Genomic DNA, 13,617 nt, shown 5'->3' with positions numbered 1-13,617 from the left:
TTAGAACGCCTCGGAGAGGCGCAACCTTTGTAGAAAGAGTTTGCACAGAATCCCAAAAGCCTCGGAGAGGCGCAACCTTTGTAGAAAGAGTTTGCACAGAATCCCAAAAGCCTCGGAGAGGCGCAACCTTTGTAGAAAGAGTTTGCACAGAATCCCAAAAGCTTCGGAGAGGCGCAACCTTTGTAGAAAGAGTTTGCACAGAATCCCAAAAGCCTCGGAGAGGCGCAACCTTTGTAGAAAGAGTTTGCACAGAATCCCAAAAGCCTCGGAGAGGCGCAACCTTTGTAGATTTTTTTCAAATCAAACGCTCTCTCCTCGCCTTTTCAATCGCTTCGGCTTTGGAATGGACTTCGAGTTTCCAGTAGATGTTTTTGATATGGGTGCGGATGGTTTCTTTGTCAACAAAGAGTTCATCGGCGATGGTCGTATAGCTTTTTCCCTGCGCAATGCGCTCCAATACTTCTGTTTCGCGGGCAGTCAAGGGCGAATGGTGGTTTTTCTGAAACGACGCTACCACCATGCGGGCAATGTTGGTGCTCATCGGCGCGCCGCCCTGACGTATCTCACGAATGGCTTCAATAAGGCGACTCGGCGGCATATTTTTGGTAAGATAACCACCTGCACCGGCGCAGAGAGCTTTAAAAACCAACTCGTCGTTTTCATAGACCGTCACTACAATGAGTTGAGTTTGGGGACGCAATTTCTTAGTGCGCTCGATACCTTCTACGCCTCCCATGCGCGGAAGTTCAAGATCCATGAGCACCACATCGGGGCGGTCGGTGGCAAGGTTTTTCAGGTAATCTTCGCAATTGGAATACGTACTGACCACGCTAAAATCTTCGGTGTTGTTCAATAGATCAGCGAAGGCTTCGCGGATGAGATGGTCGTCTTCGACGAGAGAAAGGCGGATTGGCATTTTTGGAATAAAGTTAGTTAGGGATAAAGCCCTCGTTCAGTCTGTTTTTTTCAGGTTTAGGATGAGGTAACGGTTGCCTCTCCAACTTTTTTGCGAAACTCCACACACGTTCCTTTTCCTTCTAAGGTTCGGATAGTGGCAACACCGCCTATTTTTTCGGCGCGGGTTTGAATGTTGGTTAGGCCATTGCCCTGACGGGTTTGGTCGGGGTGGAAACCCTTACCGTTGTCTTGCCACTGAATCATCATTTCATGGTTTTCGACGGCAAAGGTCAGCGTTACTTCGGTAGCTTGAGCATGTTTGAGGGTATTGCTGATGGCTTCCTTAAACAACAGCACCAAATGCCGACTTTCACCCATATAGAGCGTCACGGCACGGAGATCGTCGTTGAGGTCGTTGGCTGAAAAACGAATACCCGTCTTGTCAAACGCATCATCCCCGAAATCTTTAAGGCGAATAGCGATTTCATAGAAATTATCGTGCTCGGGATTAATAGCCCAAATAAAATCTTTCGTACCCTGATACATGCGGTTGGAGTTGTCTCCGATTTTGGTCAATAGCGTCCCGATTTCCCCCTTAGCCTGGCCGTTGAGGCGGGTTTTGATCATCTCGGTCAACAGCGAAATACGCGTCAGGGTATTACCAAATTCGTCGTGCAGGTCCTGCGCGGCAAGTTTGCGTACGCGCTCATTCTCTTCCAGTTTTACCCGTTCCAAATCAAACAGATACTTCACTTTGGCCCGAACCCGATAATCGTAAAACAGCTTAGCTGCAGTAACCAACACCAGCAACGCCACCGCATAAAACCACCATGTTTGCCAGAAAGGCGGGCGAATATAAAGTGGAATGCTCAGAATATCTTTATCATTCCAAAGCCCTTCATTGTTTGAAGCTTTGACGCGAAGTGTGTAGTTGCCGGGACTCAAGTTGGTAAAACTCAAATAACGGCGCGTACCTGCCGGTATCCAATCTTTGTTAAATCCTTCCAGTTTGTACGCAAACCGGTTTTGATCGGGATTGGTATAGTCGAGAGCGGCCAATTCAAATGAAAAGAAATTTTCATCATAATCAAGCGTGACAGGCGCTTTCAGCGTCAATAAACTATCAATGTTCGACTCTTTTTCAAATTTCTTAAAAGAGGTTACCGCAATTTTGGGCAAATGCCGATTAGGCACCAATTCCGTAGGCCGGCAGCTCAACAACATGCCATTACCGCCAAAAAATAACTCTCCGTCGGCGCTTTGGTGAAAACCGCCTGAATTAAATTCCTCACCGCTGAGTCCATCTTGTGCGGTGTAGTTGCGAAAGGTGCGCTTATCGGGGTTGAAACACACAATACCGCCATTGGTGGTAAGCCACATATTGCCTTTGGAATCGCTCAAAGCACCATAGACAAAAGCGTTGGAAAGCCCTTCTTTTTCGGTAAAATGTACAAAGGTTACTTTGCCTTTTTCTTCTATTACGCGACTGATTCCTTTGGCGGTACAGACCCATACACGCTGTTTGGCATCTATATGAACATCCAGTACCATGTTGTTGATCAATGACTTGGCATCAAGCGGATTGTTCTGAAACAATTGGGCGTTGCCACCGTTGGCAGGCCATTGTACCAATCCATGCCTCATTCCGATCCAAAGCGTTCCTTTGGCATCTTTTTGAATAGCACCAACATGCCTTAGTTCAATTTTGGTATTTTTGGCAGCGAACACCTCGCGAATGATTTCCGTTTGCCCCTTGGAAGTGATTTTGGCTAAATAAGCCTGCGTTCCGATCCACTTGTTTTGCTGAGTATCTTCATAAATGCGAAAAACCCAAGGCTTTTGATTATCAAACACCGGCAACGTAAACGGGGCAAAACGATCATGAGCGCGGTCGTAGCGGAAAAGCCCCGTGTTTCCTCCTACCCACAAAGTACCCTGTGCATCTTCGTCAATTGTTTCGACAAGGGCATCTTTGGGTAATGCATATTTTTTTATCGCGTACGATTGTCGGTCAATCCGGTACATATTGGCTAAGCTTCCCGCCCATAAAAACCCCTGTCGGTCGGTGCCGATACCGAAGAAACTTCTCCCCGCCGCGTTTTCTTTGTTGAGCAATCGTTCCCAGTGCTGAAAGGTATTTTTAGAGCGCGAATAAAGTTGTACTCCCGCTTCGCGGGTACCTACCCACACCACATCTTCAGCGGCTTCTCTCCCTTCATAAATACTTGTAATGTGGCTGCTTCTGAGACCGTTTTTTGCCAACAGGTCTTCCCGAAAATTCCCTAATCGGACCAATTGCCGAGCAGCAGGATCAAAGCGATAACGGAAAACACCGTTGCCCTGTGTACCAATCCAGATTGCACCGAGACGGTCGGTCCAAACGGTCGAAATCTGAACCTTGGCAGGCAATGCCGATGTCAACTCTTCCCATTCGCCCGTTTGGGGGTTGGCCAAACCGAATTGGGTTTGCGTACTCACCCAAAGCCCTTTTCCGCGCGCGCTCCAGACATGCGTAGCGGGCCGGTCAGCATCATACAGCGGTAAAGAGCGGTTTCGGCTATTCTCAAAACGAACGGTATTGCCCGGCAATAACTTATTTAGCCCTTTGGCGGTTCCTATCCACAGATTTCCTTCGACATCGACCGCCATGCTTCCCACGAAATCGTGCGTCAATGAATAGGCATCCTCTGCCGAATATCGGTACAAAAAGTATTGAAATTCATCGCCATTGGGTCGCAAACACCAAAGTCCCGAGGAGGTTCCCACCCAAATCGTGTGCGTTTTATCTTCTACAATGCCTGTAACCATCCCTTCCACCTGCGACAGATGTTGAAAGGTGTTTTGACGAAACATTCGCCGATTCAATCCTTTGGTTGTTCCTATCCACAAATGATGGCGCGAGTCTTCAAACAAAAACGTAATGTCGTCGTGCGAAAGCGTGGTGGAATCAAATGGATTATGGCGGTATTTTTTGATGGTTTGTCCATCATAGCAATTGAGGCCGTCCTGCGTGCCCATCCACATCAGACCGCGATGATCCTGCAAAATACTGCGCACTTCGTTTTGACTGAGCCCTTCGTTTAGGCCAAGGTGATCCCAGTAGTCGGTGGGGATCACATTGTTGGCCCATACGACATTGGTTAAACAGATAAAAAGCAGTAATAGGTATTTTTTCATTGGAACTTCGAAACCTCACCCCCTGCCCCCTCTCCTTGAATAAGGAGAGGGGGTGATGCGAGTATATCTTACAAAAGTAGGTTGGAACGTTGTTTGTTTCGTTCACCCAAAATAGGGGATTATGACTATGTTATTCCTGCCTGATTTTGAAGGGTTAATTTATTTATTTCTTCTGTATTTTTTGTAATACGATTTTCTGAAAAACAGCCGAATGTCATTTTGAGAACCTCCTAAGCTGTTTTTTGAACATATCCATCAAGTTGCAACATTCTTCCTTTCCAAACCGTATTTACTTTTGGAGGTTCAACAAGAATAAATTTACTCCTAATGAACTCTTGCCGCATCCAAAAAATCGCTTTATAAAGTTACTTTTCCCTTATAACTTCATCCTTTTTTTTCGTTTATACAGGAAATACCGTCATCATGCACTATCGTTTACCCCTCTTTCTCCTTGGTTTATCTTTTTTTTCGCTGACAAGCTACGCCCAACGCAAGCCGTTATACTCAACGGAGCAACAGCAAAAACTTCAAACCACCCGACAATCCATTGAAAATCAATACCGTACTTTAAACGCCCAACTCCAAACGTTGGCTCAACTGAACAATTGGCCGTTGCGCCGGGATTTCTCCGACGGTCGGGTGATGATTTTGAGCGGAGTCAGCGAAACGGGGCAACCTTTATATGACATTACAACCACCAACCGCGCCGCTGCTGCTACTACTCGCACCGACGCCCTGTACGAAGGCGGAGGACTGGGATTGAATCTTACCGGCGGTAGCAGTGCAATGAAAGATCGCCTGGGAATCTGGGACGGGGGAGCTGTATTGAAAACCCACGTCGAGTTGGTCGGGCGCATTACCCAGTCGGACGGAGCGACCAGCGTCAGCAACCATGCTACGCACGTGAGCGGAACCATGATCGCTACCGGAATTAACCCTCGGGCGCGCGGAATGGCCAATCAGGCTACTTTGTTGGCCTATGATTTCAACAACGATACGCCCGAAATGGCCAATGCCGCCGCTAACCTACTCGTTTCGAATCACTCTTATGGAACATTATCGGGTTGGCGGTTGAACCCTGATCGTCCGGGAACCGATAATAATCTAAAATGGGAATGGTACGGTGATTCGACCGTAAACAGCCAACAGGATTATAAATTCGGGTTTTATGATTCCCGTACCCGCGAATGGGACCGAATCGCTTACAATGCTCCCAATTATCTGATGGTCAGCTCATCGGGGAATGATCGTGGCACTAACGGCCCGCCGGCAGGAACACCTTATTTTATCGGAAGCAGTAATCGTAAAAGCACGACTCCACGTGCGGCCCAAACCGGCTATGACTTGGTTTCCACCTACGGAACGGCCAAAAACAGCTTGACGGTAGGCGCCATCAGTGCGTTGAGCAACGGCTATAATCAACTATCAGACCCACGCATTTCAAGTTTCAGCAGTTGGGGCCCTACCGACGATGGGCGTATCAAACCCGACATTGTTGGGGTAGGTGTAAGCGTTTTTTCGACCACCTCTACCAATAATAACGCCTACGAAACACTCAGTGGCACGTCTATGTCGTCACCCAACGTGGCCGGATCAATTTTTCTGTTACAGGAATTATATAATAACCTGAACGGCAAGTTCATGCGTTCGTCAACGTTGAAAGGGCTCGTTTTACACACCGCCGACGATGCCGGCAACCCGGGGCCTGATTATCAATACGGATGGGGATTACTCAACGACCGCCGAGCGGCAGAAGTGCTTCTAAACAAAGATCAATCGCATTTGGTCGCGGAAAGGACATTGGCTCCCAACGAAACCTACACAACACAGGTAATCGCTTCGGGAAAAGGTCCGTTGGTAGCTACAATTTGTTGGACAGATCCTGAAGCAACGGCTTTTTCAGCAACAGCGGCCAATTTTAACAATCGTACGCCAAAACTTCTGAATGATTTAGATATCCGCATCTCCGACGGAACCATTACGTCTTTGCCGTGGGTGTTGGACCCTGAGCAACCTGCCAACAACGCTACACGCGGAGACAATATTCGTGACAACGTTGAACAAATTATTATTCCGAACGCCATTCCGGGAAAAACGTACACCATTACCATAAAACACAAAGGTACCCTAACCAATAATACACAACTCTACGCACTGATTGTCAGCGGTATCGGAGGTAAATCCTATTGTGAATCGCGGGCTGCTTCCGACGCAGACACCAAAATCATGAAAGTAGTTTTGGGAAATATTACGCAGCTTGCTAACAACGGCTGCCAAACCTATACTGATTTTATGAATCAAATCGCTACCGTTTCTCAAGGGCAATCCATTCCGTTGGAAGTAACGGTCGGCTCTTGCGGAAGTGACCTCAGTAAAGTGGTAAAAGCCTTTATAGACTGGAATTCAGACGGAGATTTTGACGACGCCGGCGAATTGGTTGCCACTTCTTCGGTCATGAACAACGGCGTCTTTTCCGCTACCATCAAAACACCTGCGGGTTTAACTATCAACAACCTAACCCGAGTACGCATTGTCACCGTAGAAGCGACCAATTCTGCCGCAGTTGTGGCCTGCGGTACCTACGCCAAAGGAGAAACGCAGGAATTTTTGCTGCGTTTTACGCGCCCTTCGCGTGATGCAAGCATCTCGGCATTGATCACTCCTGAAAATAATTTTTGCAGCAATCAACTAAGCAGCATAACCGTTCGAGTAAAAAATAATGGCTCAGAAGCTCAGTCCAATATTCCTGTTTCAGTTCAGGTTTCTGACGGAGCAGGTCAAGTAGTCGGAACCATTTCATCTACGCTTACACAAACGTTGGCGGCTTTTTCCGAAACTACTTTTTCATTGACAGCTCCTTTTTTGAGTGAGTTGAAAACAGGAATCAATTATCAATTTACTGTTAAAACACTCCTGACCAACGACCAAGATTCGCTCAATAATACGTTAGTACAAACTCGTACAGTGGCTGCTGTTCCAACGATCACTTCAGCTACTGCAACCTACTGCGGCAATGATCCTGTTGCGCTCATTGCACAGGGCAACGGTCTTGCTTTCTGGTATGATAGTCCCACGTCCAACCAATTTATTGCCATTGGAAACTCAACAAGCAGCAGCGTCCGATTGCCCGGAGGCACATTTTACGTAGCACTCAACGATTTCAGCGGCACCTTAGGGCCTGCCACAAAAGCTGCTTTTGGGGGCGGAACCTATTCCGGCAATTTCGGCCCTGCGCCCCTGATTCGTACCGAAGTGCCGCTTTTGTTGGAAAGCGCCCGGTTGTATATTTCGACGGCAGGACGATTGACCTTTACTGTATCCGGCTTGGATGATCGGTTTATATCTACTACTACCATTGATGTAGTGCCTACTCGAAATGCCAACGCCCCCAACCAAGGTGCTCCTTCCGGACAAGTAGCCGACGACCCCAACGACCCCGGACAGGTATATCCACTCAATCTGGCCATTCCTACGGCGGGAGATTATAAAATCACCATTGAATACGAGAATGGCGCTACGATTTTCAGAAGCAATGTCGGAGTAACAGGCTTCCCGTACAGCATTCCCAAGATCATTACGTTAAAAGGAGCTTTGTTTGCACAAAATAATACCGTCGATACCCTTACAAATGCCTATTACTATTTTTATGATTTGAAGGTTAAATCATTGGGTTGTTCGAGCGGCAGGATTCCGGTCGTATCCAAAACCGCGACAAGTTCTACGCCAACCATTTCATTTACGGGAAGTAATACCATTTGCGAAGGAACCACCATCAACCTTGCCGCTGCCGCCGGTACAGGGGGATATCAGTGGTTTTTCAACAATCAGCCCGTAAGCGGTGCCACCGGCGCTGCGTATACGGCAGGCAACGCGGGTGTTTATACCGTAAGTACTTCGGTCAACAACTGTCTGCCGGCCCTGTCATCTCCTGTCACGATCACCACTAAAAAAGCCGAAAAGCCGACCATTACCACCACCGGAATTTTGCTTACCTCGAATGCACCTTCCGGCAATCAATGGCTGCTGAACAGTTTACCGATTTCAGGAGCTACGGGAACTACCTACACGCCATCACAAACGGGCAATTATTCGGTCAGAGGAAATGTAAACGGTTGCGGCGAACTGATCTCGGACGAAGTAAGAATAACAATAACGGCCATCGAACCTACATATCCTGAAAAGACAATATTCTATCCCAATCCAGCCGAAAATTTTGTCAATTGTGAATATAATTCACCGATAGGTATTTCACAGAAAGTGATGGCATCTCTGTATGATATTAACGGTCGTTTATTACTTAAGCAGCAAATGGAAGGCGGAGACAAAAAATTCCGTACACAATTTAACCTCAAAACGATGGAAAACGGTACGTTTTTTGCTATTATTGAGGTGGAGGGTACATCGACGCGGATCATTAATGCCATTATAAAACACTAAGTTACGCGGCCTGTATTGTGAGAGGATGCTTGTTATTTTACCCCGTAAACTACTTTTTGCTATTGCTCCGTTGATAAATAGGCTTTTAATGGTCTATTTATTGGCCGGTTACTCTATTGTTCAGGCTCAAACATCCGAAAATCGGTTCAATGATTCTGAAAAATCTGCTCATCTTCGATTCATTGACCTTCAAAAACGCTATACCTTAAATCATAAGAAGGCACTTGCTCTCGCTAAAAAACAAAAATGGCCAATTAACAAAAAATATGCCAATGGGCGCATTTTAACGCTGGAAGGCGTTGATGCATTCGGTTTTCCCATTTATTACACAAGTCACAATGTAGTGGCTTCTGCGGGCACTCACACTACTAATTTATACAGTGGCGGCGGTTTAGGCATTGATTTAAAAGGAGATCTGCCACAACTTAATGGCCGGCTCAGTATTTGGGACGGCGGCTTGCCACGCCTTTCGCACGTTGAATTTGGCGGGAGAGTTCGTCAAAAAGATGGAAACACATTGTTGAGCGATCACGCCACGCATTTGTCAGGAACCATTGTGGCGGCGGGTATTAATCCACAAGTCAAAGGAATGGCGTTTGGGGCTAAATTGGACGTTTGGGATTATACCAACGATTTGGTCGAAATGTCGCAGGAAGCCACCAAACTATTGGTTTCAAACCATTCCTATGGCCCGGTGGTTGGTTGGTTTTACAACGAAAGCCGGCCCGGCAATGACCCAACCCGAAAATGGGAATGGTGGGGCAATACAAACATTAGTACCAAAGAGGATTATCGTTTCGGATTTTATGACGAAAAAGCGCAGGATCTGGATGAATTAGCCTACAACAACCCCTTCTACCTGATCGTCAAATCGGCTGATAATAAGCGTACTGAAACGGGCCCGCCGATCGGTACACCTTATTTTTTAAAAAATACGACCCAAACAAGTATTCTGGATCGCTACCGAAACGATACGTATGACGTGATTCCCGCCGAAGCCAACGCAAAAAATATTTTAACGATAGGAGGCGCAGATATAAAAATTCAAAATGGTCGAATCAGTGGTTTTTCCGTAGCTGATTTCAGCGGGTGGGGCCCCACCGACGATGGGCGCATCAAGCCTGATCTGTTGGGCGTAGGAACCAATATCATTTCTTCCATTTCAACCGCCGACAATGCCTACGCGACCCTATCAGGCACTTCCACGGCTTGTGCCAATGTGTCGGGAACGTTGATATTGTTGCAGGAGCTTTTTTACCGTCAACAAACCTATTTTATGCGTTCGGCCACCTTAAAAGGGTTGGTGTTGCACACAGCCGACAAACCCGCCAACAAATCAGGGCCAAGCTACGAATACGGATGGGGGCTGCTGAACGCTGAGAAAGCGGCAAAAGTCGTGATCAATTCAGGTAATACAAATGTGCTGCTGGAGAAATCCCTCCGACAGAATGAAACGTTTCAACAAAAAATGATCGCTATGGGTAACACACCTTTGGTAGCCACGATCTGTTGGACCGACCCCGAAGCAACGGCCACAAGCGTTACTGCTCAAACCGTAGATGACCGTACAATAAAGCTCATTAATGACTTGGATATTCGTTTGAGCGACGACGGAGGCACTACCTGGTTTCCTTGGGTACTCGACCCCGCCAATCCTGCCAAAGAAGCGACCTTGGGCGACAATATTCGTGATAATACCGAACAGATCGTTATTGAGTCTCCAACACCCGGCAAAGTATATACCCTGACGGTACGACATAAACGAACATTACAAACAGGCAATCAACCTTACTCATTGTTTATCAGCGGTGTACGTCCTCAGGATTGCACTACTGCCGTGCAATTGGTAAGTGGAAAAGACACAATCCTTTGCGGAACCGGTGCGATGAGAATGCAGGTCAAAGGAGATAATGCCCTGACCTACCAATGGATGAAAGACGGACAGGTACTCTCAACCACCACCACTCCCACCTTAGACATTTCAAAGGAAGGTGTGTATAGTGTTAAAGCTATTGGATATCAATGCTCGGCGCAATCAAAAACCGTTAATGTTCGCGTTTCCAACTTAAGCGCCCAAATTACGCCGGCGGGCAGTTTTGCCATTTGTTCGGGCAAAGCCGTGCTGTTGACGGCCAATGAAGGTGTTGGCTATCGTTATCAATGGCAACGCAACGGCTTCACCATTGCCGGTGCCGTCACATCTACGCTTAAACCAACCGAACCGGGAACATATAGGGTACTGATAACGGCAACCGGTTGCACCGCTACTTCTGCCCCTACCCAACTGCTTTCGGCACTTGAACAGCCCGTTATTTCAAGCAACAGCGGTACGCTGATTCCTCCTAAGGGCAGTATTCGACTAACGACCAATACAGGTGAAGGAATGACCTATCGTTGGTTTTTAAATAATAATGTGATCACGACTGCCACCGGCCCGCGGTTGACGGCTTCATTGCCCGGTAACTACACCGTTGAAATCACGCAAAACGGTTGTTCAATTACTTCCAAGCCAATCGTATTAATCAATGTTCCGTACCCAACCGATACGCCATCGCCGATTCCCGAAATATTGATCATTAAAGAAAACCTCTCCCTTTTCCCCAATCCTGTTGTCAGCAGTTTAACGGTTGCGTATGTGTCTGACAATACGTATGATCTTAAAGCCAATATTGTGACAATGGACGGCATTGAATTGGCGAGTAAACTGCTTTACGACAACGGAAGTGTGTTTTTGAATCAATTTGATGTTTCGGAATTACCTCCCGGCAAGTATTTCATTCAAGTCAGCGACGGGCGAAAATCAATTGCCAAACCTTTTGTGAAGCAATGATGTTTTCGGGAGATGAATGATGCCATCGAACTTACTGTTTTATCGCCCACGGCTTCGGTCGAAACGCTGTACGAAGCCTTTGATGCAGTGCAGAAAAACGGTTTTGCAACATTGACCGTTCCGCCTTTTTGGGTTAAAAAATTACAGCGCGATTGGTCAGAAACACTGCCTGTGGTCTTGTCAACCGTGATCGGCTATCCTTATGGCTATCAACGTACCGAAGCCAAGCAGACCGAAGCGGAATGGGCTTTGAAAGACGGAGCGCGGGAAATTCAGCTTGTGATGAATACATCGGCTTGGTTTTCCAATTCGAACGGCTGGCCCAAGGTGGAATTTGCCAAACTTGCCAAATTAATTCATTCTCAGGAAGCGATTTTTACGGTCATTATCGAAACTGATTTCTTTGATGAATTAAACCTTGTCCGCGCTGTCAAAACAGCCGCAGATGCAGGAGTGGATTATGTACAAAATGCCACAGGTTTGTTTCACAAAACGTTTGAGTTGGAAAAAGCACTGCAATTCAAAGCGTCTGTGCCCGCTCATGTGGGGTGTAAAATCTGGGCAGAAGGCGCAACAAACGAAGATTTAACCAAATTGCGGGAACACGGAATAGAAAGACTATGTTTGCCTTTCAGAAGTTAACATACTGTATCTGTCCATTTTTTCTTTGGAAAGTTTGTCATGCCTGTTCTTTCAACCAACACCCACCGTCCGCCGTCGTGGTTGCCGAATGGCCACTACCAAAGCATTTATCCCAGTCTTTTTCGAAAAGTAAAACCGCCTTATCAACGCGAGCGTCTCACGACTCCCGACGATGATTTTTTGGATCTGGACTGGAGTTTTGCGAATAACAAAGGACAAAGCACCAAAGCCAAGGTATTGAAACCTGTTTTGCCGCCGTTGATTATTCTCTCACACGGATTGGAAGGAAACAGTACTCGGCAGTATGTGACGGGCATGGTGAAACTGTTAACCGCCAACGGGTATGATTGTTTGGCTTGGAATTACCGAAGTTGCAGCGGCGAAATCAACCGCCAATTGCGCTTCTATCACAGCGGAGAGACCACCGATCTGGAATTTGTTATCCAACACGCTCTTGCCAAAGGTTACAGAGAGATCAGCCTGATGGGATTCAGCTTGGGGGGAAATGTGACATTGAAATACGTGGGAGAAAATGGCAAAAGCATTCACTCAGCCATTAAAAAAGCGGTGGTATTCAGTGTTCCGATGGATCTGTTGGCCTGTAGCCGAAACATCGAAAAGCCCGAAAATAAAATCTATTTATGGCGGTTTTTGAAATCATTAAAACCCAAAGTAGCGGCCAAAGCGCTGCAATATCCTGACCGATTTGACCTAACTAAATGGAAGCAAGTAAAAACGTTCTGGGATTTTGACCATATTTATACGGGGCCTTTACACGGCTTTGAAGGTGCCGATGATTATTACAAAAAAAGCAGTTCGAAAGAATACATACAAGGAGCGGCCATTCCAACGCTCATCGTCAACGCCGTTAATGACCCCTTAGTACCTTATCAAAGTCTACCGGCTGATGTGATTGCAGATTTGCCAAATGTATGGCTTGAATTGACACAATCAGGAGGCCATTGCGGTTTTCGTCCCGATACATTCAGTCAAAAAGGCGTTTATTGGTCAGAAATTCGCGCGTTGTCTTTTCTCAACGAAGCATGAACGGGCTTATCCTCGTAGGTGGTCGCAGCAGCAGAATGGGCACCGATAAAAGCCGGTTAATTTATCACGATCAACCCCAATGGCGTTATTTACACGAATTATTGAAACCTTTTTGCCGATCCGTTTTTCTTTCCTGTCGAGACGATCAAAAAGAGAATTTCAATGATTTTCCCTGCCTGATTGATTCGCGTGAAATCGGGCCATTGGGCGGAATTTTATCCGCTTTTGAACATAATGCAAAACAAGCTTGGCTGGTCATCGCCTGCGATATGCCTTTTGTTGTTCAGGAAACGATTGCGTTTTTGGTCAGGAACCGTCAACCGGCTCAATTAGCTACCACATTTCAAAATCCTGACACTTTACTGCCTGAGCCTTTATTGACTGTTTGGGAACCTGAAAGTTATGAATTGGTAAAAGAACAATTCCAACAACATCGTTATTCTCCGCTTCAAATTCTCAAAAAGAAAAATATTCACCTATTGACCTGCCCCGAACCGCATTGGCTTCAAAACGTCAACACACCCCAAGATTTAAAAAACAGTCACAAACAATGAAGGTATCAGTTCAGCAAACTCTTTAGGCTGCAT

General features: G+C 46.6%; 7 protein-coding genes. 5 read left to right on the top strand and 2 right to left on the bottom strand.

Annotated features, from left to right (window positions below):
* Positions 1-295 precede the first annotated feature (295 nt).
* Positions 296-916, bottom strand: coding sequence for a response regulator (locus ACQY73_RS22000; protein WP_428655002.1), 621 nt, complete (start codon positions 914-916; stop codon positions 296-298).
* 56 nt (positions 917-972) lie between these two features.
* Positions 973-4,074 (bottom strand): two-component regulator propeller domain-containing protein, encoded by a 3,102-nt coding sequence (locus ACQY73_RS21995; protein ID WP_428655000.1) that lies wholly within the window; start codon positions 4,072-4,074, stop codon positions 973-975.
* A gap of 423 nt (positions 4,075-4,497) precedes the next feature.
* Between ACQY73_RS21995 and ACQY73_RS21990 the strand changes: the two genes are divergently transcribed.
* The 5 genes from ACQY73_RS21990 (at position 4,498) to ACQY73_RS21970 (ending at position 13,584) form a co-directional block, all read left to right on the top strand.
* On the top strand, positions 4,498-8,511 hold the full coding sequence (locus tag ACQY73_RS21990) for a S8 family serine peptidase (RefSeq protein WP_428654998.1): 4,014 nt from the start codon (positions 4,498-4,500) through the stop codon (positions 8,509-8,511).
* An 88-nt stretch (positions 8,512-8,599) separates the two neighbouring features.
* On the top strand, positions 8,600-11,341 hold the full coding sequence (locus ACQY73_RS21985) for a S8 family peptidase (RefSeq protein ID WP_428654996.1): 2,742 nt from the start codon (positions 8,600-8,602) through the stop codon (positions 11,339-11,341).
* Between the two features lie 12 nt (positions 11,342-11,353).
* Positions 11,354-11,983, top strand: a complete 630-nt coding sequence (locus ACQY73_RS21980) for a deoxyribose-phosphate aldolase (RefSeq protein WP_428654993.1) — start codon at positions 11,354-11,356, stop codon at positions 11,981-11,983.
* 39 nt (positions 11,984-12,022) lie between these two features.
* A complete protein-coding gene (locus ACQY73_RS21975; protein ID WP_428654991.1) occupies positions 12,023-13,030 on the top strand; it encodes a YheT family hydrolase in 1,008 nt (335 codons plus the stop codon).
* Positions 13,027-13,584 (top strand): NTP transferase domain-containing protein, encoded by a 558-nt coding sequence (locus ACQY73_RS21970; protein ID WP_428654990.1) that lies wholly within the window; start codon positions 13,027-13,029, stop codon positions 13,582-13,584. The genes ACQY73_RS21975 and ACQY73_RS21970 overlap by 4 nt, the downstream gene beginning before the upstream one ends.
* Positions 13,585-13,617: the final 33 nt, after the last annotated feature.

This window comes from Runella sp. (genome assembly GCF_965279615.1).
GTDB lineage: Bacteria > Bacteroidota > Bacteroidia > Cytophagales > Spirosomataceae > Runella.
The sequence above is the reverse complement of the archived record's forward strand: the minus strand, read 5'-3'. Positions and strand labels throughout refer to the sequence as shown.